Source organism: Reyranella sp. GW821-FHT14A01 (genome assembly GCF_058803965.1).
Genome location: NZ_JBXAPM010000004.1, coordinates 100,257 through 120,116 on the forward strand (window position 1 = coordinate 100,257; position 19,860 = coordinate 120,116).

Genomic DNA, 19,860 nt, shown 5'->3' on the forward strand with positions numbered 1-19,860 from the left:
TGTGGCGTTTCTGGCGGGCATCGATCAGGCGACTTTTAGCAGCACGAGCGGCCTTCAGCCGCTTCGCGCGGCCGCCATGACGTGCGTCTTCGCTCACGCTCCAGGCCTCACAGAATCCCGCACCTCTTTCATCGCGTAGGACATTCCCGTGCCCGGTACAGCGACGACCATCATCATCGACGGTACACCCACCAATGGGGCCGACCCCTGGACCGATAGCCTGGTCGGCGGCGGTGCCTGGAAAGATGGGAACGGCGGCACCGTCACCATCCAGTGGACGGCCTTCCAGGGCACGATGGACGGCCAGAACTCCTATGGCTGGACACCGGTAGCCCTTGCCGGGCTGCGGGAGGCGCTGTCGCTGTGGGAGAGCGTGGCGAACATCGATTTCGTCGAGGTGTCGGGCGCCGCCAACGCCGACGTGAAGTTCTGGTGGGGCACGGAGACCCAGGCGGGCGGACCCGGTGTCCTGGGCTGGAGCGATCTCCCGGGCTTCGAGGATTACTACGAAGACCCGACCTCGGAGACGCGCGACGTCCTGTTCAACGCGCAGGATTCGTCCTTCTCAGGTGCCCTGGGCAAGGGGAGCCTGGGCCTCGTCACGATGGTCCACGAGATCGGCCATCTGCTCGGGCTCGCCCATCCCCACGATGGCGGAGCTGGAGACGATGCGACGACGTTCGATCTCGTGGAGTACGGGAATCCCTATGACTTGGGCAATGGCTGGCTGAACCAGGGCCTCTACACGACGATGAGCTACAATTTCGGCTGGTCGTCGGAATTTCCCGACCACACGGACGAATCGTGGGGGCTGAGCTACGGCCCGATGATGCTCGACATCGCCGCCATCCAGGAGATCTACGGCGCCAACACGACCTACGCGTCAGGCGACACTGTCTATCTGCTTCCCAAGATGAGGGGGGCCGGCACCTCCTGGTCCAGCATCTGGGACACCGGCGGCATCGACACGATCTCGGCAGTCGGTGTGGAGGGCGCGACGATCGACCTGCGCACCCCGATTGATCCTCTTTACGATTCCACTCTCGTCTCAGCCTCCTACTACCAAGGCAGCATGATCGGCGGTTACACGATCGCCTACGGCGTCGTGATCGAGAATGCGATCGGCAGCGACTACAACGACTGGCTGTACGGCAACGAGGGCAGCAACCGTCTCGAAGGAGGGCTCGGCAACGATCGGCTGGACGGCCGGGAGGGCGCCGACACGATGATCGGCGGCGCCGGTGCCGACAGCTATCAAGTCGACGACGTCGGCGACGTGATCGTGGAGCTCGATGCCGGCCCCGACATCGATTGGGTCATTTCGATGATCGACAACTTTACGCTTGGTGCGAATGTCGAGAATGTAGGCTTGGCGGGATCCTGGGGCTCGATCAACGCCAAGGGCAACAGCTTGGCCAACGTCATGACCGGCAATGAAGGCGACAACGTCCTCGACGGCGCCGGCGGCGCCGACACGCTCAATGGCCGCGACGGCAACGACCGGCTGGTCGTCAACGATCTTTCGTTCGCGAAAATCGAAGGCGGCGCGGGGACCGACACGCTGGCGCTGGGCGGGGCCGGTCTTGTCCTCGACCTTACCAATGCGTCCACGGCGGCGAAAATCCAGACCATCGAGCGCATCGACCTTGCCGGCACCGGCAGCAATACGCTCATCGTCAACCAGAGCAGCGTCTTCAACATCGGCGCGGTTGTCGGCAGCAAGCGCATCCTCGTCGTCGAAGGCAATTTTGGCGACAAGGTGCAGTTCGTCGAGTCCAGCTGGACGAACACCGGATCGTTCACCGACGCCGACAAAACGTTCGACCGCTGGGTACTCGGCAATGCCGAAGTTCATGTCGAGATGTTCGCGTCCCCGTCGGGTGTCGCCATCATCGGGACGGCCGGCAACGACATCATCTCGACGACCGTGAGCGTGCCTGGTCAGCCTTTTGCGACCAACTATGCTGACGTCATCGATGGCGGCGCCGGCGACGACACGATGGCGGGCGGGGCCGGCAACGACGTCTACTACGTAGACACTTCCCTGGACGTTGTGATCGAACAATTGAACGCCGGCCGGGACAAGGTCTATGCCAGCGCGAGCTACGTCCTGGGCGCGAACGTCGAGGACCTCACCATGGCCGGCGCCGCGAATATCAACGCCATCGGCAACAGCCTCGCCAACATCCTTGCAGGCAACGCCGGCAACAACGTGCTGGACGGCGGCGCCGGCGCCGACACGATGATTGGCGGACTGGGCGACGACACCTATTCCGTGGATTCGCTTCTGGACCTCGTGATCGAGGACGGGAATGCCGGCCGGGACAAGGTTTTTTCCAGCCTGAGCTACGTCCTGCGCCGGGACGTCGAAGATCTCACCCTGACCGGTACCGCGCATATCGACGCCCTCGGTAATGCCCAGAACAACGCACTAGCAGGCAACGCCGGCAACAACGTGCTGGACGGCAGCGCCGGCGACGACACGATGGCAGGCGGGTTGGGCGACGACACCTATTACGTGGATTCGCTTCTGGATGTCGTGATCGAGGAGGCGAATGCCGGCCGGGACGCGGTCGTTAGCAGCGTGAGCTACGTCCTGGGCACGAACGTCGAAGATCTCACCTTGGCCGCGTGGATGGATGTCAACGCTACCGGCAATGCCCTGAACAACGCCCTTGTCGGCAACACCGGCAACAATGTGCTGGACGGCAGCGCCGGCGACGACACGATGGCGGGCGGACTGGGCGACGACTCCTATTACGTGGACACCCTTCTGGACGTCGTGGCCGAGGCGGCGAATGCCGGCCGGGACAAGGTCTTTGCCGGCTTGAGCTACGTCCTGGGCGCGAACGTCGAAGATCTCACCCTGACCGGTACCGCTTCGATTGACGGCACCGGCAATGCCCTGGCCAACGGGCTGATCGGCAATACCGGAAACAACGTGCTCGACGGTCGTGGCGGCGCCGACACGATGGCCGGGGGCCTGGGCGACGATACCTATGTCGTCGATGCCGCCGGCGACGTCGTCGCGGAGAGCGCAAGCGAGGGAACGGATACCGTCCAGGCGTGGCTCGGTTGGACGCTCGGCGCCGATCTCGAAAATCTGAAGCTGATGGGCTCGGCCCACATCGACGGCGTCGGCAACGGTCAGAACAATGTGCTGACCGGCAATTCCGGCAACAACATCCTGTCCGGTGCCGGTGGCGATGACACGCTCGACGGTGGTACAGGCGCTGACGCGATGGCAGGTGGCCTGGGCGATGACACCTATGTCGTCGACTCCGTCGGCGATCTCGTCACGGAGGGCGCAGGCGCGGGAACCGACACGGTCAACGCGTGGCTCGGCTGGACGCTCGGCGCCAACCTCGAGCAGCTCCGGCTGCTGGGCACGGCCGACCTCAACGGCACCGGCAACGGCCTGAACAACGCGCTGTTCGGCAATGCCGGGAAGAATATCCTGAGTGGCGGTGCCGGTGCCGACACGATGACGGGTGGGCTGGGCGACGATACCTATGTCGTGGATCAGTCGGACGACGTCGTCGTCGAGGCCGCCGGCGGCGGATCGGACTTGGTTCAATCGACCGTGTCCTATCAGCTGGGTGCCAATGTCGAGAACCTGGTCCTGACCGGCAAGGCTTCGATCGCCGGGACGGGCAACGAGCTGGCCAACATCCTGACCGGCAATGCCGGCAAGAATGTCCTGGATGGTGGTGCGAGTGCCGACACGATGGCGGGCGGCGCCGGCAACGACACCTACATCGTCGATAATTCCGGCGATGTGGTGACTGAGCTGGTGGACGGCGGCATCGATACCGTGTCCTCGTCGGTCAACTGGACGCTGGGCGCCAATATCGAGAGGCTGACGCTGACCGGGGCGGCCGCCCTCAAAGGCAATGGCAACGAGCTGAACAACATCCTGACCGGCAACGCCGATAACAACGTTCTGGATGGCAAGGCCGGTGCAGATTTGATGGTCGGCGGCCTGGGTAACGATACCTACGTCGTTGACGTCGCCGGCGATGTCGTCACGGAAGGTGTAGGCGAGGGTACGGACACGGTCGAGGCGTGGCTCGGCTGGACGCTCGGCGCCAACCTCGAACAGCTCCGACTGATGGGCACGGCCGACCTCAGCGGCACTGGCAACGGCCTGAGCAACGCGTTGTTCGGCAATGCCGGGAAGAACGTGCTGAACGGCGGCGCGGGTGCCGACACGATGGCGGGCGGCGCCGGCAACGACACCTACCTTGTCGACAATGCTGGCGATGTGGTGACCGAGCTTGCGGCGGGCGGCATCGATACCGTGTCCTCGTCGGTCAACTGGACGCTGAGCGTCAATGTCGAGAGGCTGACGCTTACCGGAACGGCAAACCTCAGCGGCAGCGGCAACGAGCTGAACAACATCCTGACCGGTAACGCTGGCAACAACGTTCTGGACGGTAAGGCCGGTGCGGATGCGATGACCGGCGGCCTCGGTAACGATACCTACGTCGTCGACGCCGCCGGAGACGTCGTCACGGAGGGCGTGGACCAGGGAACGGACACGGTCAACGCGTGGCTTGACTGGACGCTCGGCGCCAACCTCGAGCAGCTCCGGTTGATGGGCACGGCCGACCTCAACGGCACCGGCAACAGCCTGAACAACAGCCTGTTCGGCAATGCCGGGAAGAATCTCCTGAACGGCGGCGCCGGCGCGGACACGATGACCGGTGGACTGGGCGACGACACCTATGTCGTGGACCAGTCGGACGACGTCGTCGTCGAGGCTGGCAGCGGTGGCGGTGTGGACCTGGTGCGGTCGTCGGCTGACGCTTACCAGCTCGGCGCTTATGTCGAGAACCTCATCCTGACAGGCACGCGCTCGATCAAAGGCACCGGCAATGGGCAGCGGAACGTGATGACCGGCAATACGGGCAACAACGTATTGGATGGCGGCGCCAAAGGCGACACGATGATGGGCGGCGCTGGCAACGACACCTACATCGTCGACGATCGCGACGACATCGTGGTCGAACTGGACGGCGGCGGCGTCGACGCGGTGCTTGCGTCCGTGACCTGGACCCTCGGTGCCGCGCTCGAGAAGCTGACGCTGACCGGAGTGGCCAACCTCGGAGGCACCGGCAACGAACTGAACAACATCCTGACCGGCAACGTCGGTGCCAACGTGCTGGATGGCGATGCCGGTGCCGACACGATGGCGGGCGGGGGCGGCAGCGATACCTATGTCGTCGACCAGATCGGCGACATCGTCATCGAAGCCGAGAACGCAGGCGTGGATCTGGTGCGCGCAAGCGTGAGCTACAAGCTGTCGGCCAATGTCGAGAATCTGACACTGGGCGGAAGCGCCCATCTGAGCGGAACGGGCAACGCGCTGGCCAATACGCTGCTAGGCAACGACGGTGACAACGTCCTCGACGGCGGCGCCGGCCTGGACAGGATGGAGGGCGGCCTGGGCGACGATACCTATATCGTCGACAACGGCGGCGATATCGTGAAGGAGGCTGCGGCGGCAGGCACCGATACGGTGCAGTCGTCCGTCACCTGGGCGCTGGGCGCAAACTTCGAGAACCTCATCCTCGCGGGTTCAGCCCGTATCGACGGTACCGGCAACGAACTTGCCAATGTCCTGACCGGCAACGGCGCCAGCAACGTCCTCGACGGGCGCGCCGGCGCCGACACGCTGACCGGCGGCAGCGGCGACGACACCTATGTCGTCGAGAATGCAGGCGATGCCGTGGTCGAGCTGGCGGGCGGTGGCACGGACATGGTCCAGGCCTGGATCAGCTACGCGCTCACCGCCAACGTGGAGAAGTTGAAGCTCTCCGGCACTGCCGATATCGACGGGATGGGCAACGAGCTCGGCAATGTCGTGACGGGCAACGCCGGCCGCAATATCCTCGATGGGGGCCTCGGCGCCGACATGCTTACAGGCGGCGGCGGTGGCGACACGTTCCGCTTCAGCACCGCGCTGGGGCCCGGCAATGTCGACCGCATCGTGACATTCGAGCACGCCATCGACACGATCCAGCTCGACCACTCGATCTTTGCGGCGCTCGGAACGGGCGCACTGGCGGCCGGAGCATTCAACAGGGGCGCCGTGGCAACCCAGGCCGACGACCGCATCTTGTTCGATGCGGCATCGAAGACCCTCTACTTCGATGCCGACGGCGTGGGCGGAGTGGATGCGGTGCAGTTCGCCACCATCGACAAGCTGAAGGGCGGGCTCGACCACACCGACTTCCTGATCGTCTAGCAATCGCCGGCTGCCGGCGGCTCATTCGAAACCGGTAGTCCGGGACCTCATTATTCCTGTAACGAGAGGCGCTTGCTCGTTGCCGGAGGAGGAGCTTTCGTGAAATTGCCGATAAGTGCGCTGGCGCTGGGCTTACTGGTGGCCGCGTCGGGCGCGAACGCCCAGGGCCTCCCCGAGCAGTCGCTGTGGAAGAACACCAAGGGATCGCTCCTGCTGATCACCAAGGTCGATGCGGCCGGCAAGACTTTCCGCGGCACCTTCGTCAACTACGCCAGGGGATATTCCTGCGAAGGCGTGCCCATCGCGGTCTCGGGAAGCCTCGACGGCGACAAGGTCTCGATGGTCGGCAGCTTCGCGCCCTGCGCCCAGACCATGACGATCTGGCAGGGCACGGTGAGCGGCCCGACGCTGAACATCACCTTCGACCTGCGCTATGTCGACAAGGAGTACAGGTTCCAGGAGACCAAGGGCTCCGACGCCTTCACGCGGCAGAACTGAAGGCGCCCTTGACACCGCGACGGGTCATCGCGTTAGCTGTGGCCGATGGGGATTGCGATCTCCCCATGAGGCGTCAGCCGAAGCATCGCGTCCTGGCCACCATTTAAGGACGCACTGCCATGCCTTCGCCAAATTCCATCTCCGTCGACAAACTCGTGCGGCTTCTCGGCCGTCCCGATTCACCCGTGCTCTTCGACGTGCGCACGGACGAGGATTTCAACAACAACCCGTTGCTGATTCCCGGCTCGCAGCGCCGCGACTGGAACGACGTCGCGACCTGGGGAACGTCCTTCGTCGCCCGGCAGAAGCCCGCCATCGTGATCTGCCAGAAAGGCCTCAAGCTCAGCGAGGGCGTGGCGGCCTGGCTGCGCCACGAGGGGGCGTCGGCGCTCAACCTCGAAGAGGGATTCCTCGGCTGGCAGAAGCGGGAGCTGCCGCTGGTGCCGATGGCGAAGCTCCCGAAGCCGGACTCCCGCGGGCGCACGGTCTGGGTCACGCGGGCGCGGCCCAAGGTCGACCGTATCGCCTGTCCGTGGCTGATCCGGCGCTTCGTCGATCCCGAGGCGGTCTTCCTGTTCGTCACGCCGGCCGAGGTCCTCGACGTGGCGGATCGCTTCGGCGCCACGCCGTTCGACGTCGATCACGAGAGCGTCCATTGGAGCCACCGCGGCGCGCGCTGCACCTTCGACCTCATGGTCGAGGAATTCGGCCTCGCGACCGAGGCGCTGAAGCGGCTGGCGCTGATCGTGCGCGGCGCCGATACCGGCCATCCCGAGATCGCGCCGGAATCGGCCGGCCTGCTGGCGGCCTCGCTCGGCCTGTCGCGCATGTATTCCGACGACCTGCAGCAGCTCGAAGCGGGTATGCTGCTCTACGACGCCTTCTATCGTTGGTGTCGCGACGCCGTGAACGAGGGGCACGACTGGCCGCCGATGGCAAAGAAGCAATGAGCGATCCGCATGGCGTTCCGTTCGCGGAGGCGATGAAGGTCTGGGCGCGCGTTGCCGCCCTTTCCTTCGGTGGGCCGGCCGGCCAGATCGCGGTGATGCATCGCATCATCGTCGAGGAGAAGAAGTGGATCGGCGAGAACCGGTTCCTCCACGCGCTGAACTATTGCACCCTGCTGCCTGGTCCCGAGGCGCAGCAGCTCGCCATCTATATCGGCTGGCTGATGCACCGGACGAAGGGCGGCCTGGTCGCGGGCACCCTGTTCGTGCTGCCCGGCCTGCTGTCCATCATGGCGCTGAGCTGGATCTACGTCCTGCTCGGGCAGGTCCCCATCGTGCAAGGGCTCTTCTTCGGCCTCAAGGCGGCCGTCCTGGTGATCGTGGTCGAGGCCGTGCTGCGGGTCGGCAAGCGGGCGCTCAAGAACAATACGCTGCGGGCGCTGGCGGGCGCGGCGTTCATCGCGCTGTTCTTCTACGGCGTGCCGTTTCCGCTGATCATCCTGGCGGCCGGCGCGATCGGCTACTTCGCCGGCCGTGCGGGCATTGCCGCCTTCCTGGCCGGCGGCGGACACGGCAAGCCGGGCGCCAATCAAGTTGCCGATGCCGACTCCCTGCTGGGCGAGGAGACGCCGGCGCATGCCCGGCCCAACCTGCGCTGGTCGCTGACCGTCACGGCGGTCCTGCTGGCGCTGTGGCTCGTTCCGGTGGCCGCGCTCTACCTGGGTCTCGGCGGCTGCAACGTCTTCGCCCAGATCGCGGTCTTCTTCAGCAAGATGGCCGTCGTCACTTTCGGCGGCGCCTACGCCGTGCTGGCCTATGTCGCGCAGCAGGCCGTCGACACCTATCACTGGGTGACGCCCGGCGAGATGCTCGACGGGCTCGGCATGGCGGAAACGACGCCCGGCCCGCTCATCATGGTGACGCAGTTCGTGGGCTTCCTGGGCGCCTGGCGTCAGCCCGGCTCCCTGTCGCCATTGCTGGCCGCGACGCTGGGCGGGCTGCTGACGACCTGGGTGACGTTCGTCCCGTGCTTTCTCTGGATCTTCTTCGGCGCCCCCTTTGTCGAGGCCCTGCGCACGAACAAGGCGCTCGGCGCCGCCATGGGGGCGATCACCGCCGCCGTGGTCGGCGTGATCCTGAACCTCGCGGTCTGGTTCGCGCTGCACGTCCTGTTCGCGAAGCAGGTGTCGGTCCACTTCCTGGGCGCGACCCTGGAGATGCCGGTGCTGGCCTCGGTCGACCTGCCGTCTCTGGCGCTCTCCCTGGCGGCGGCGGTCGCGATCTTCCGGTTCAGGATGGGCATGATCCCGGTCCTGCTCGCCAGCGCAATGGCGGGCGTCGTCTTCCATCTCGCCCTGGGTGCCGCCTAGCACCCGCTTCGGCATTTTGGTGCTACGCTGAAAGAATGACGACATCCCTTCGCGAGGCTTGGGCCGAGCTGCCGCATAGGCTGAAACTGCTGGAGCCGCTGCAGTTCTCTGACGCGGACTGGTCCCTGCTCGAACGTCTGCAGGCGAACTTCAACGATCGCGACGTGCATACGCGACTGCCAATGCCGATTGCCCGCTTCCGCGAGGACGCGACGCAGGAGATCTTCGAGCACGCGCAACGGTTTGACGATGTCGTGACGGTGAACGTCGATGAGCGCTGGGCCGAGAAAGTGGCCGACGGCGAGGCCGATCTCATGGCGGAGTATGTCCGGCTCTACAATGAAGACGTCGACGAGATGATGAAGCTGCTCGTTCCCTCGGCGCAGTACCGCAAGGAGCATTACGCCTACGGCCGGTTCGTCTTTCCCGAGCCTCACGGCCTACACACCGACCATAGTCTCGAAGATCCGTCGGCGGGCGGCGAGCCGATCTGCATCGCCCGCATCGAGACCCTGGGCACGCACTATGTCGACGGCGACTACCGGACACAGACGCCCGAGACGCAGAGCATGCTCAAGGCGATCCGTTACTGGACGCCGGTTCCCGAGGGCCAGCCGGAAGAGGTCTTCGAGGAGTTGCTGAAGAGCGGCACGCTCAAGACCATCCCGGTGAACCACGTCATGCTGATGGTCGCCGGCAACGCCTCGGAAAACGCCCAGGTCACCCAGCACATCTCTGCCCGCCCGCCGGAAGGCGGGATGCATTCGGCGTTCTTCCAGCGGCAGTACCGATTGCCGAGGTAGCTCAGCTGTCGACCGTGTCCGGTCTGGACTTTATATGGTACATAATCTATATATGAGCCAGCAGGATGCCGGGCTTTGGGAGGTTCGCAGTGATCTTCCGAGCAAGCGGATTGCCCGGATGCTGTTCTGTATTGCAGGGGATCGGATCGTGGTGCTTCACGGCTTCATCAAGAAGACCCAGAAGGCACCGGAGTCGGACCTGGCGCTGGCCCGCAAGCGCAAGCGCAGGCGCGAATTCGGAATTTGAGAGGGAGTGGACATGAAAAAGAAAAAGGCGGTCCGGTCCGCGGCCAAGCTTCCGACCCTCGACGATTTCCTCAAGGAGGAAGGCAAGCTCGAGGAATTCGAGGCCATTGCCATCAAGGAAGTCCTTGCCTGGCAGATTGCCGAGGCGATGCAGGCCGGCAAGATTTCTCGCAGCGCCATGGCCCAGCGAATGAAGACAAGCCGCAGCCAGGTCGGGCGCCTGCTTGATCCCAAGGACGGCAATGTGACGCTCGCAACCTTGCAGCGCGCCGCAACCATTGTAGGGCGAAAGCTACGGCTTGAACTTGTCTGACTCCCACATGGTGTGCCGTCTCCTCGGCTGCATTGTCATTGCCGGCATGGCGTTTTACCTTGCGCCGGTCGCCCATGCCGAGGCCCCGGCGCGGGAGATGCTGGCGGCGGCGCGCAAGGGCGACGCGGCGATGGTGGCGGCGATCGGCGGGATGGGGTTGGGCCTCGGCTGGGCCAATGCGGAGCTGATCACCCGCAAGCAGCCGCCGCTCTATTGCCTGCCGCCCGATCTCATCCTGACAGCGTTCCAGACGGTCGCCATCCTGGAGAACTTCCTGAAGCGCGAGCCGTACTATGCCGACCTGCCGGCCGGTGCCGCCGTCCTGCATGCGATGATCGCCACCTATCCCTGCGGCCGTTAGCGGAGCCTTCGGTTCCGCGTGGCGCGGGCCCTCTTGTTGACCCTCTCGGACCCACTCCCTAATCTCCGCCTCCAGAGCGACACCAGTGGAACGCCGTGCTCCGGGGGAGCCAGTCGTCCTTCGGGACGGGGCGTTGTTCGTGTCCGCCAGATCATTCCTTCGACGTAGCCGACGCATCCGATGCCCCGCTGTCCTGGCCGGGCCGTCGGCGCGGGCGCGTCTTTCGTGAATTGGTGGGATCCGGTGGAACAGGGGGCTTTTCCCAGGGCGGATGACGAATGGAACGCGGGCCATCTGGGCTGCGGCCCGCTCGTGCTCGACCTGCGCAAGAAGCTGAAGGCGATGCCCGGCGGTGTGCTGCACGTCATCGCGCTCGACATCGCGGCGCCCATCGACATTCCGGCCTGGTGCCGGCTCACCAAGAACGAACTGCTCGCGCACGATCCGGCGACCCAGAGCTTCTGGATCCGGTCGCGCGCGGACTGGACCTGAGAGATCAACAAGGAGGAGAGAGAAATGCCCGGTTCATTCGTCGTCAGCCTGACTCACGCCAAGAACGACACCGACAAGGCCACGGTGGCCTTCGTCGTCGCCAATGCCGCCGTCGCGTCGGACAAGAAGACCATGGTCTTCCTGTCGATCGAGGGCACGCGGCTCTCGCAGAAGGGCTATGCCGACGACATCCACGAGGAAGGCTTTGCGGCGCTCAAGGACCTGATGAAGAGCTTCGTCGAGGCCGGCGGCCAGATCTTCGTCTGCTCGCCCTGCTTCAAGAAGCGCAAGCTCGACGAGAACAACCTGGTCGATGGCGCGCTGATTGTGGGTGGCGCCAAGCTGGTCGAGTTCATGGGCGAAGCCTGCCCCAGCGTCAGCTACTGAGCCGGAGGAGACGATGGCTGCCAATCGCCGTTCGTTCATCGCCGCGTCGCTGGCGTTGCCGCTGCTCGGCAGCCCCGCGATCGCGCAGGGGAAGAAGAAGCTGCGCTTCGGCGTTGGCCCGCTGATGCCTACGCCCGACGATACGAAGAAAGCGTACCTGCCGGTCTTCGCCCATCTTGCCAAGGAACTGGGCAACCCCGACTTCGACCTGGTCGCCACGACCGACTGGGCCGGCATGGCGGTGGCCATGGGCTCGGGCCAGCTCGACGTCGCCTGGATGGGCCCGTGGGGCTACATCATCGCCAACAACGCCACAGGCTGTCAGGCTGTGGCGACGGTGAAGTATGACGACAAGCCGACCTACCTGGGGATCATCGTCGCCAAGCCCGACCTGCAGGTGACGAAGTTCCCGGACGACACCAGGGGCAAGTCGATGTCCTTCGCCGATGTCGGCTCGACCTCGGGCTGGTTGATCCCGACCTATTACGCCAAGGAAGTCTGGAAGATCGATCCCAAGACCTTCTGGAAGTACAGCGAGGGCGCCACGCATCCGGCCAACGAGATGGCGGTGAGCTCGGGCCAGGTCGATATGGCCACCGACTTCGACCGCCAGCGTAACGCCATGATAGCGGCCGGCCGTATCAAGGAAGACAGCAACAAGATCATCTGGACGTCCGATCCACTGCCCAACGACGCGATCGCCCTGCCGGCCAGCGCGCCCAAGGAGCTGGGTGCCCAGGTACAGAAGATCCTGACCGCTATCACGGTGGAGCAGGCCAAGACCTTGCTGCCGCCGCGCTACACCGGTTTCGTGCCGGCGACGCACAAGAGCTACGACATGATCGAGAAGGCGGGCATCGCCGTCGGCAAGATCAAGCCGAAGGCGTGAGGATGCGCGTCTGATGGCGAGCGCGGCCGAAAAGGCGCTCGCGGATCTCGAGGCGCAGGGTCGGGGTTTCAGTGCCCGCCGCCTGCGCCTGTGGCTCATCGCGGCCCTGGTGCTCGCCTTCTATGCCGTGTCGTGGGACCTCGCGGGCATCGATCTCGAGCGGCTGGCGACCGGCCTGCCCAAGCTCGGACACTGGATCGCCTCGGCCTGGCCGCCGGACACCAAAGAGGTGCCGCTCTTCGCCTATCGCATCGCCGAGACGGTGGCGATGGCGGCGCTGGGCACGACACTCGCCACCTTACTGGCGATTCCGATGGCGATCCTCGCCAGCTGCAACATCACGCCGTGGCTCGCGCTCTATTACCCGGTGCGCTGGTTCCTGAACGCGCTGCGCGGCATCGACTCCTTCGTCTTCGCCCTGCTGTTCGTCGCGGCGGTCGGGCTCGGGCCCTTCGCCGGCGTGATCGGCATCGCGCTCCATACCTGGGGAAGTGCGGCCAAGTTCTTCGCCGACCATATCGAGAATGCCAATCTCGGCCCGCTGGAAGCCGTGCGCACGACCGGCGCCGGTCGCTTCACCGCGATCTGCTATGCGCTGGTGCCGGACATATTGCCGGTGATGCTCTCGACCACGCTCTTCTGGTGGGAGTTCAACATCCGCGCCTCGACCGTGCTGGGCGTGGTCGGCGCGGGCGGCATCGGGCTCGAGCTGAAGAACAGCATGGACCTGCTCGACTTCCCGCGGCTGTTCACCATCATCGCCATGATCCTGGTGGTCGTGACCGTGCTCGACCAGGTTTCGGCCTGGCTGCGCAAGCGGCTGATACGGTCATGAATGTGACCGACCCGAACACGGCGCGCATGAACACCGCACCGCGCCTGACCGCCATCGGCCTCGCCAAGGACTTCAAGGGCCACGCGGCGATCCAGGACATCAGCTTCACCGTGCGCGAGGGCGAGTTCGTCGCCGTGCTGGGGCCCAGCGGCGCCGGCAAGACGACGCTCTTTCGCTGCCTGACCGGCCTGCTGTCGCCGGACAAAGGCGAGGTCAGGGTCGACAACGACGATATCGTGAGACTGCATGGTCGCGCGCGGCGGCGCATCGCCGTGGTGTTCCAGCAGTTCAACCTGGTGAGTCGTTTGAGCGCGCTCGACAATGTGCTGGCGGGCCGCCTCGGCCATGTACCGGCCTGGCGCGGCGTGCTGCGCCGCTTCGACCGCGCCGACCGGCTGCTGGCGCTGGAATGCCTTGATCGCGTGGGCCTGTTGCGCCAGGCGATGCAGCGCGCGGATACCTTGTCGGGCGGCCAGCAGCAGCGGGTGGCGATCGCGCGTGCCATGGCGCAGCGGCCGAGCCTGATCGTGGCCGACGAGCCGGTCGCCAGCCTCGATCCCGCCGCCGGGGCGGGCGTCCTGGAGCTACTGCAGCGCATTGCGCGCACCGACGGCGTCGGCGTCGTCTGCTCCCTGCACCAGGTCCACCTGGCGCGCACCTATGCCGACCGGGTCGTCGGCCTGTCGCAGGGGCGGAAGGTGATCGACAGTCCCGTCGGGCGCTTCGACGAGCAGGCGTTCGAGAAGCTCTACGGCAACACCGAGGGGACGCCATGAAGCCGACCGAGACCCACGTCTTTCCCGACGGCATCGCCGGCCCCGACGTCAGCTTCGACGGCGGCGACCTCGATTGCGGCAACGGCCTCCTGCTGCTGATCCGCAAGCATATCGACCCGATGTCGCGCGGCCAGTTGCTGGAGATTCTCTCGACCGAGATTTCCGTCGACGAGGACCTGCCCGCCTGGTGCCGGCTGACCTCCAATGAGCTGGTCTCGTTCCGCAAGGTCGGCAAGCAGCGCAGCTTCGTGATTGCCAAGGGCAAGCTCGCGGAGCGTGGCGCCAACGACGTGCGACCTTCATCGCTGGGAGCGCGCCACTCCAGTGGCGCTCATACTCATGCCCCGGAAGCACCGCGCGCACCCATCTCCGCACCCTCGGTGCCGGCCATGTCCGTGATGGGCATCGGCTCCTGGCCGCGACCCCGCTGGATGGTCGAAGCGATGCATTCCTATGTCGAGGGCAAGCTCGACGAGGTAGCGTTCCACGAGACCGCCAACGACGCCGTGCGCCTCGTGGTCGCCGCGCAGGAGAGGGCGGGCGCGGGCGTGATCACCGACGGCGAGCAGCGCCGCGATTCCTATGCGAGCTTCGTGGCGACGCGGCTCGACAATTGCCAGCTCATCCCGCTCACCGACCTGCTGCCGCTGGTCGACGATCCCGAGAAGTTCGAGCGCGAGCTGCGGGCGCTCGACGTGCCGGCCGCCGACGTGCGCCATCCGGCGGTGCTGGGTCGTATTTCCCGCAGTCGCCCGCTGGTGCGGCACGAGGCCGATTTCCTGCGCACGCTGACGAAGAAGCCGATCAAGGTCGCACTGCCCGGACCGTACCTGCTGACGCGCACCATGTGGATGGAGTGCCTGAACGAGCGCGCCTACGACAATCGCGAGGAGCTGAGCGCCGATATCGTGACGGCGCTGCGCGCCGAGCTGCAGGACCTGCTGGATGCCGGCGTTTCGCTGGTCCAGTTCGACGAGCCCGTCCTGTCCGAGGTCGTGTTCAGCGGCGCCAAGAGCGGTCCTTCCTTCATGTGCGGCGCGCTCTCGGAGTCCCGCGAGCCGGCGCACGAGCTCGCCTTCGCGCGCGACCTGGTCAATGCCGTGGTCTACGGCATGCCGCGCGAGCGCATCGCGCTGCATGTCTGTCGCGGCAACTGGACGCCCGACGAATCGGTGGCGCTGAGCGGCGACTATCGCCCGCTGGTCGATACGCTCGCCGGCATGCGCGTCGGCGCCTATCTCCTGGAGATGTGCACCCCACGTGCCGGCGAGCTGGAGATACTGAAGTCGCTCCCCGACGACGCCCTCATCGGTGTCGGCGTCGTGAACCAGAAATGTGCCCATGCCGAGCCGGTCGAGGAAGTCGGGGCCAGGATCGCCCGCGCCATCGACCTGTTCGGCCGGGACCGCCTCCTGTTCCATCCCGACTGCGGCTTCGCCACCTTCGCCGACAACCCGATCTGCAGCACCAGCTCAGCCGAGGAGAAACTCAAGGTCATCGCGCAGGCGGTGGAGCGGATGGGTTAGAGCGTAGGATCGCCTTCACACGCCTACTGGCAGTATGTCGCGCGACAACAAGACAACCGCTCAAAATGGGCGACGTCTCGGTAACAGCCATTGTGAAAACGGGCAGGATGCCGGGGCGCAATCAGGAAGGCATGACATCATGCATCGCCGGATCTTCATGGTGATTGGTGCAGCGAGTGCGGCAGGCCCGACAGCGGTCGGGCTGGCCATGGATTCCGCGGCGTCACGGGCACAGGCGCAGCCCGTCATGTGGGAAGACATCTACGGTTCCGAAGGCCGCTATCGCGTGAAGATGCCCAAGGGCTATCGTTACCTGCGCGTGCCGAACCACGGCACGACGGTCCACTCCTATGTTTTCATGCTGCCCGACAGGGTGACGCTCGAGCTGCTCGACGTCACCCTCGCCACCCCGTATGACCTCCCGACCGGCCCGGCCTTCGCCACTGCACTCGAACAATCACAGGCAGGAATGATGACGACTTGGCCGGGTGCCAGGATTGTCGAACAGGGCCAGGTCACGACGGGGCCGTTCACCGGCCGCGACTTCACCCTCGCCGCTGCCGACGACAGGTTCGTGAGGGTGCGCCTCTACCTGACGCGCACCGCGATCTATACCCAAGTAGCCCAGGGGCCGGCGTCGGAACGCGGCGACCGGATGGTCGCCGAATTCTTCGATTCGCTCCAGTTCGCCTAGCTCAGCGTGCCTTCCGGGGCGCCGGGACCCACTGGATCAGCCCTGTTCGAGACAGTCGTTCATGAACTGCACCGTCTGCTGGATGCCCCAGGCGAAGGACGCCTGCCGTTCCGGCGCGTGCAGCATGCCGGGATGGAGAACATGGCGGGCGCGACCCTTCTCGACGACCAAGCCGTGTTTCAGCAGGACCTTCAGCTCGCGCCGCACCGTTTCGCGCGGAATGCCCGTCGCCCGGCGCCGTATCGGCGCCGCAGCGGACAGCTTGGCCATTGTCTAAGTACGATTCTGCCCGTTTTGGGCACGGAGCCTTTGCCCATTACAGAGGTCACCGAAACGGCGCAGGATACAGGACCTCAACCAGGGAAGGCATCATGCATCGTCGAATCTTCATGGTGACAGGCGCCGCAGCCGGTCTGGCCGGCACGTCCACTCCGGCATGGGCACAGCAGCTCGCGTGGGAGGACATCACCGGTCCCGGCAGTCGCTATCGCCTGAAGATGCCCCTGGGCTACCGCTACCTGCACGTGCCCACGCATAGCGGCACGCTGAATTCTTACGTCTACATGCTGCCCGACAAGGTGACCCTGGAGCTGCTGGACGTCGTGCCGGCGAGCCCGCACCCGGTCCCGACCGGGGCCGCCCTCACGACCGCGCTCGAACAGGCGCAGGGCGGCATGATGAAGAGCTGGCCAGGCAGCACCGTGCAGGAGCAGCGCCAGATCATGACCGGCCCGCTCACCGGCCGCGAGTTCGTCCTGGCGGCGGCGGGCAACCGCTTCGTGCGCGTGCGCTTCTATCTCACGCCGGCGGCGATCTACTCGCAGATCGCGCAGGGCCCGATGGCTGGATTCGGCAGCCCGATGGTCGCGGAATTCTTCGGCTCGCTGCGTTTCGACTAGCCGGAACGCTTTCGGCTGGCGGGGACCCACTGGATCAGGCCCTGTTCGAGGCAGTCGTTCATGAACTGCACCGTCTGCTGGATGCCCCAGGCGAAGGCGGCCTGACGTTTCGGCGTCTGCAGCATGCCGGGAGTCAGCACGTAGCCGGCGCGGCCCTTTTCGACGACGAGGCCGAACTTCTGCAGGGTCTTCAGCTTGCGGCGCACCGTCTCGCGCGACATCCCGGTAGCCTGCGCGATCGAGCTCGCGTTCACCGCACGCTGGGCCTCCACACCGACGACGCTGTTGAGACTGCGATGCCTGTCGCGGAACCCCTCGTCGCGCATGCCGGGCTCGACGCCCGCCATGCCGACGATCTCGGCGATCCGCGCCAGGTCGAGATCGCCGGAATAGACCTCCTGCCGCCGGAGCTCGAGCCGGTGCAGGTAGGTGCCGATCAGGTAGATGAAGAGGCGGGAATTCTCGGGAGGGCCCTTCAGGGCCAAGCGGCCCTCCGGTACCGTTTTCGTCGCCCGCCGTCGTGCCGGCGCCGCTGCCGTCTGCCTGACCATCGATCCCCCAAGTCCAAAGTCGCGATCTGCCCGTTCGGATGTGCAGCCTAGCATCCGTGCTACAAGCGCAGCATGACGGTTCGTGCTTCAGATCCTCTTGAGTTTTCCAGCGAACGGACCGACGAGAATTCCTTCCGGATGCTCGTCGAGGGCGTGCTGGACTACGCGATCTACATGCTCGATCCCGCGGGCAACGTGGTGAGCTGGAACAGCGGCGCGCAACGCTTCAAGGGCTATGCCGCCGAGGAGATCATCGGCAGCCATTTCTCGCGCTTCTATAGCGAGGAGGACCGGCAGAGCGGCCTGCCGGCGCGGGCGCTCGCCACGGCGCTCGCCGAGGGCAAGTTCGAGAGCGAGGGCTGGCGCATCCGCAAGGACGGCTCGCGCTTCTGGGCACATGTCGTCATCGATCCGATCCGCGATCCCGACGGCAACTTGCGCGGCTTCGCCAAGATCACACGCGACCTCACCGAGCGGCGGGCGGCCGAGGAGGAGCTGCGCCGCAGCCAGGAGGAGTTCCGCCTGCTGGTGCAGAGCGTCACCGACTACGGCATCTACATGCTCGACCCGGAGGGCAACGTGGCGACATGGAACGCAGGCGCCCAGCGCATCAAGGGCTATACGCCCGAGGAGATCGTCGGCCAGCATTTCTCGCGCTTCTATACCGAGGAGGACCGCGCTGCCGACGCGCCGCAGCTTGCGCTGGCGACGGCGGCGCAGGAGGGCCGCTTCGAGAAGGAAGCGTGGCGGGTGCGCAAGGACGGCACGCGCTTCTGGGCCAGCATCGTCATCGATCCGGTGCGCGGACCGGACGGCACGCTGCTGGGGTTCGCCAAGGTCACGCGCGACATCACCGAGCGCCGCGAGGCGCAGATCGAGCTGGAGCGGGCGCGCGAGGCGCTCTTCCAGTCGCAGAAGATGGAGGCGATCGGCCAGCTCACCGGCGGCGTCGCACACGATTTCAACAACCTGCTGACCGCCGTGATCGGCAGCCTCGAACTGGTGCGCAAGCGCCTGCCGCCGGACGACAAGAACCTGTTGCTGATCGATAATGCCATGCAGGCGGCGCGCCGCGGCGCCACGCTGACCCAGCGCATGCTGGCGTTTGCGCGACGCCAGAAGCTCGACCCGGAACTGGCCTCGGTGTGCGATTTGGTGAGCGGCATGACGGCGCTGTTCGACCATACGCTCGGCCCCTCGATCGTGCTCGACATCGATTGCCCCGCGACGCTGGGTCTGGTGAGGGTCGATACCAACCAGCTCGAGATGGCGCTGCTCAACCTCGTGGTGAATGCGCGCGATGCCATGCCGCGCGGCGGCGTCATCACCATCGCTGCGCGGGATATCGTGACGCGGCCGTCAGCCTCCTTCCCGCTGCCCGCCGGCCGCTATGTGCGCCTCTCGGTCAAGGACCAGGGGCATGGCATGGACGCGATCACGATGGCCCGCGCGACCGAGCCCTTCTTCACGACCAAGGGCGTGGGCAAGGGAACCGGTCTTGGCCTGTCGATGGTGCATGGCCTGGCCGAGCAGCTCGGCGGCCGCCTGCAGCTCGAGAGTGAGCCCGGCGCCGGCACGACCGCGTCGCTGTGGATCCCGGTCGCCGGCGGCGAGGATGTCCCGGCGAACCGGGCCGAGCCCGCGCCGGCGCCCGCAGCGACGTCGCTCCATATCCTCGCGGTCGACGACGATGCGTTGATCCTCGTGAACACGGCCGCGATGCTCGAAGACCTCGGCCATGAGGTCACGACGGCCTATTCGGGCCGCGAGGCGCTGGCTGCCTTGTCGCGCATGAAACAGGTCGATCTCGTGATCACGGACCAGGCGATGCCCGGCATGACCGGCACCGAACTGGTCGCCGAAATCCGGCGCGAACGGCCCGACCTTCCGATCCTGCTGGCGACCGGCTACGCCGAGCTGCCCAACGGCGAAAGCACCATCGTGCCGCGCCTCAACAAGCCGTTCCTGCAGGCGCATCTCCAACAGGCCATCGCCGAGGTGATGCGGGGGCGGCGGTAGCGCG

At 65.8% G+C, this 19,860-nt stretch carries 19 protein-coding genes; 17 read left to right on the forward strand and 2 right to left on the reverse strand.

Annotated features, from left to right (window positions below):
- Positions 1 to 148 precede the first annotated feature (148 nt).
- The 15 genes from AC1ROX_RS09295 (at position 149) to AC1ROX_RS09365 (ending at position 16,387) form a co-directional block, all read left to right on the forward strand.
- On the forward strand, positions 149 to 6,250 hold the full coding sequence (locus AC1ROX_RS09295; protein ID WP_493124675.1) for a matrixin family metalloprotease: 6,102 nt from the start codon (positions 149 to 151) through the stop codon (positions 6,248 to 6,250).
- A gap of 99 nt (positions 6,251 to 6,349) precedes the next feature.
- Positions 6,350 to 6,748: an avidin/streptavidin family protein gene (locus tag AC1ROX_RS09300; RefSeq protein WP_493124677.1), complete on the forward strand. Its 399-nt coding sequence runs from the start codon at positions 6,350 to 6,352 to the stop codon at positions 6,746 to 6,748.
- A gap of 119 nt (positions 6,749 to 6,867) precedes the next feature.
- Positions 6,868 to 7,698, forward strand: a complete 831-nt coding sequence (locus tag AC1ROX_RS09305; RefSeq protein ID WP_493124679.1) for a chromate resistance protein ChrB domain-containing protein — start codon at positions 6,868 to 6,870, stop codon at positions 7,696 to 7,698.
- On the forward strand, positions 7,695 to 9,065 hold the full coding sequence (chrA, locus tag AC1ROX_RS09310) for a chromate efflux transporter (RefSeq protein ID WP_493124681.1): 1,371 nt from the start codon (positions 7,695 to 7,697) through the stop codon (positions 9,063 to 9,065). Before AC1ROX_RS09305 ends, chrA begins: the two co-directional genes overlap by 4 nt.
- A gap of 35 nt (positions 9,066 to 9,100) precedes the next feature.
- Positions 9,101 to 9,868, forward strand: coding sequence for a hypothetical protein (locus AC1ROX_RS09315; RefSeq protein ID WP_493124683.1), 768 nt, complete (start codon positions 9,101 to 9,103; stop codon positions 9,866 to 9,868).
- The gene (locus tag AC1ROX_RS09320) at positions 9,828 to 10,115 is read left to right on the forward strand and encodes a type II toxin-antitoxin system RelE/ParE family toxin (RefSeq protein WP_493125329.1); all 288 of its coding nucleotides are present in this window, start codon (positions 9,828 to 9,830) and stop codon (positions 10,113 to 10,115) included. The genes AC1ROX_RS09315 and AC1ROX_RS09320 overlap by 41 nt, the downstream gene beginning before the upstream one ends.
- 12 nt (positions 10,116 to 10,127) lie before the next feature.
- Positions 10,128 to 10,427, forward strand: coding sequence for a Fis family transcriptional regulator (locus tag AC1ROX_RS09325; protein WP_493124685.1), 300 nt, complete (start codon positions 10,128 to 10,130; stop codon positions 10,425 to 10,427).
- Positions 10,428 to 10,473: 46 nt separating this feature from the next.
- Entirely contained in the window at positions 10,474 to 10,788 is a 315-nt protein-coding gene (locus AC1ROX_RS09330) for a Rap1a/Tai family immunity protein (RefSeq protein ID WP_493124687.1), read from the forward strand.
- Between the two features lie 180 nt (positions 10,789 to 10,968).
- Entirely contained in the window at positions 10,969 to 11,280 is a 312-nt protein-coding gene (locus AC1ROX_RS09335; protein WP_493124689.1) for a sulfurtransferase TusA family protein, read from the forward strand.
- 24 nt (positions 11,281 to 11,304) lie between these two features.
- Complete coding sequence (locus AC1ROX_RS09340; RefSeq protein ID WP_493124691.1) at positions 11,305 to 11,667, forward strand: DsrE family protein; 363 nt, start codon at positions 11,305 to 11,307, stop codon at positions 11,665 to 11,667.
- Positions 11,668 to 11,680: 13 nt separating this feature from the next.
- A complete protein-coding gene (locus tag AC1ROX_RS09345) occupies positions 11,681 to 12,556 on the forward strand; it encodes a phosphate/phosphite/phosphonate ABC transporter substrate-binding protein (RefSeq protein ID WP_493124693.1) in 876 nt (291 codons plus the stop codon).
- Positions 12,557 to 12,569: 13 nt separating this feature from the next.
- Positions 12,570 to 13,391, forward strand: a complete 822-nt coding sequence (phnE, locus tag AC1ROX_RS09350; protein ID WP_493124695.1) for a phosphonate ABC transporter, permease protein PhnE — start codon at positions 12,570 to 12,572, stop codon at positions 13,389 to 13,391.
- Complete coding sequence (phnC, locus tag AC1ROX_RS09355; protein WP_493124697.1) at positions 13,388 to 14,167, forward strand: phosphonate ABC transporter ATP-binding protein; 780 nt, start codon at positions 13,388 to 13,390, stop codon at positions 14,165 to 14,167. The genes phnE and phnC overlap by 4 nt, the downstream gene beginning before the upstream one ends.
- Positions 14,164 to 15,693 (forward strand): 5-methyltetrahydropteroyltriglutamate--homocysteine methyltransferase, encoded by a 1,530-nt coding sequence (locus AC1ROX_RS09360; protein WP_493124699.1) that lies wholly within the window; start codon positions 14,164 to 14,166, stop codon positions 15,691 to 15,693. The genes phnC and AC1ROX_RS09360 overlap by 4 nt, the downstream gene beginning before the upstream one ends.
- A 139-nt stretch (positions 15,694 to 15,832) precedes the next feature.
- Positions 15,833 to 16,387 carry a hypothetical protein gene (locus AC1ROX_RS09365; protein ID WP_493124701.1) on the forward strand — a complete coding sequence of 185 codons (555 nt, stop codon included), beginning with the start codon at positions 15,833 to 15,835 and terminating at the stop codon, positions 16,385 to 16,387.
- A gap of 36 nt (positions 16,388 to 16,423) precedes the next feature.
- Here the strand turns inward: AC1ROX_RS09365 and AC1ROX_RS09370 are convergent, their stop codons facing one another.
- Positions 16,424 to 16,657 carry a hypothetical protein gene (locus tag AC1ROX_RS09370; RefSeq protein WP_493124703.1) on the reverse strand — a complete coding sequence of 78 codons (234 nt, stop codon included), beginning with the start codon at positions 16,655 to 16,657 and terminating at the stop codon, positions 16,424 to 16,426.
- Between the two features lie 101 nt (positions 16,658 to 16,758).
- On the opposite strand from AC1ROX_RS09370, the gene AC1ROX_RS09375 reads away from it, so the two are divergent.
- Positions 16,759 to 17,286: a hypothetical protein gene (locus tag AC1ROX_RS09375; protein ID WP_493124705.1), complete on the forward strand. Its 528-nt coding sequence runs from the start codon at positions 16,759 to 16,761 to the stop codon at positions 17,284 to 17,286.
- Here AC1ROX_RS09375 and AC1ROX_RS09380 read toward each other — a convergent pair.
- The gene (locus AC1ROX_RS09380) at positions 17,283 to 17,771 is read right to left on the reverse strand and encodes an HTH domain-containing protein (RefSeq protein ID WP_493124707.1); all 489 of its coding nucleotides are present in this window, start codon (positions 17,769 to 17,771) and stop codon (positions 17,283 to 17,285) included. The two genes, AC1ROX_RS09375 and AC1ROX_RS09380, sit on opposite strands and share 4 nt — an antisense overlap.
- Positions 17,772 to 17,909: 138 nt before the next feature.
- On the opposite strand from AC1ROX_RS09380, the gene AC1ROX_RS09385 reads away from it, so the two are divergent.
- The gene (locus AC1ROX_RS09385) at positions 17,910 to 19,856 is read left to right on the forward strand and encodes a hybrid sensor histidine kinase/response regulator (RefSeq protein ID WP_493124709.1); all 1,947 of its coding nucleotides are present in this window, start codon (positions 17,910 to 17,912) and stop codon (positions 19,854 to 19,856) included.
- Positions 19,857 to 19,860 lie beyond the last annotated feature (4 nt).

Bases quoted from the DNA above. Each gene is read 5' to 3' on its own strand.
- AC1ROX_RS09345 (WP_493124693.1), top strand. From the start codon at position 11,681: ATGGCTGCCAATCGCCGTTCGTTCATCGCCGCGTCGCTGGCGTTGCCG.
- AC1ROX_RS09305 (WP_493124679.1), top strand. From the start codon at position 6,868: ATGCCTTCGCCAAATTCCATCTCCGTCGACAAACTCGTGCGGCTTCTC.
- AC1ROX_RS09385 (WP_493124709.1), top strand. From the start codon at position 17,910: ATGACGGTTCGTGCTTCAGATCCTCTTGAGTTTTCCAGCGAACGGACC.
- phnC (WP_493124697.1), top strand. From the start codon at position 13,388: ATGAATGTGACCGACCCGAACACGGCGCGCATGAACACCGCACCGCGC.
- AC1ROX_RS09325 (WP_493124685.1), top strand. From the start codon at position 10,128: ATGAAAAAGAAAAAGGCGGTCCGGTCCGCGGCCAAGCTTCCGACCCTC.
- chrA (WP_493124681.1), top strand. From the start codon at position 7,695: ATGAGCGATCCGCATGGCGTTCCGTTCGCGGAGGCGATGAAGGTCTGG.
- AC1ROX_RS09315 (WP_493124683.1), top strand. From the start codon at position 9,101: ATGACGACATCCCTTCGCGAGGCTTGGGCCGAGCTGCCGCATAGGCTG.
- AC1ROX_RS09370 (WP_493124703.1), bottom strand. From the start codon at position 16,657: ATGGCCAAGCTGTCCGCTGCGGCGCCGATACGGCGCCGGGCGACGGGC.
- AC1ROX_RS09330 (WP_493124687.1), top strand. From the start codon at position 10,474: ATGGCGTTTTACCTTGCGCCGGTCGCCCATGCCGAGGCCCCGGCGCGG.
- AC1ROX_RS09360 (WP_493124699.1), top strand. From the start codon at position 14,164: ATGAAGCCGACCGAGACCCACGTCTTTCCCGACGGCATCGCCGGCCCC.
- AC1ROX_RS09375 (WP_493124705.1), top strand. From the start codon at position 16,759: ATGCATCGTCGAATCTTCATGGTGACAGGCGCCGCAGCCGGTCTGGCC.
- AC1ROX_RS09335 (WP_493124689.1), top strand. From the start codon at position 10,969: ATGCCCCGCTGTCCTGGCCGGGCCGTCGGCGCGGGCGCGTCTTTCGTG.
- phnE (WP_493124695.1), top strand. From the start codon at position 12,570: ATGGCGAGCGCGGCCGAAAAGGCGCTCGCGGATCTCGAGGCGCAGGGT.
- AC1ROX_RS09340 (WP_493124691.1), top strand. From the start codon at position 11,305: ATGCCCGGTTCATTCGTCGTCAGCCTGACTCACGCCAAGAACGACACC.
- AC1ROX_RS09365 (WP_493124701.1), top strand. From the start codon at position 15,833: ATGCATCGCCGGATCTTCATGGTGATTGGTGCAGCGAGTGCGGCAGGC.